Here is a 500-nt window from a genome sequence, read left to right on the forward strand (position 1 = left end):
GTATGTGTAGACCCGAAACCGGGTGATCTATCCATGTCCAGGTTGAAGTTCGCGTAAAAGTGAATGGAGGACCGAACGCACATCCGTTGAAAAGGGTGGCGATGAGGTGTGGATAGGGGAGAAATTCCAATCGAACCCGGAGATAGCTGGTTCTCCTCGAAATAGTTTTAGGACTAGCCTCGTTATTAGTCTACCGGAGGTAGAGCACTGAATTTTTGCGGGGGCGTCAAAGCCTACCAAGAGATATCAAACTCCGAATGCCGGCTAGATGATTGACGGGAGTCAGACTACACGAGATAAGTTGGGTAGTCAAAAGGGAAAGAGCCCAGACCTACGGCTAAGGTCCCAAAGTGTGTGTTAAGTGGAAAAGGATGTGGGATTTCGAAGACAGCTAGGATGTTGGCTTAGAAGCAGCCATACATTAAAAGAGTGCGTAACAGCTCACTAGTCGAGAGGTCCTGCGCCGAAAATGTCCGGGGCTAAACACAACACCGAAGCCT

General features: G+C 49.2%; 1 rRNA gene. It reads left to right on the forward strand.

Annotated features, from left to right (window positions below):
* Positions 1-500 (forward strand): 23S ribosomal RNA (locus SBH76_RS13485); the annotation flags it as partial.

This window comes from Lachnoanaerobaculum sanguinis (genome assembly GCF_033242365.1).
Lineage (GTDB): Bacteria > Bacillota > Clostridia > Lachnospirales > Lachnospiraceae > Lachnoanaerobaculum > Lachnoanaerobaculum sanguinis.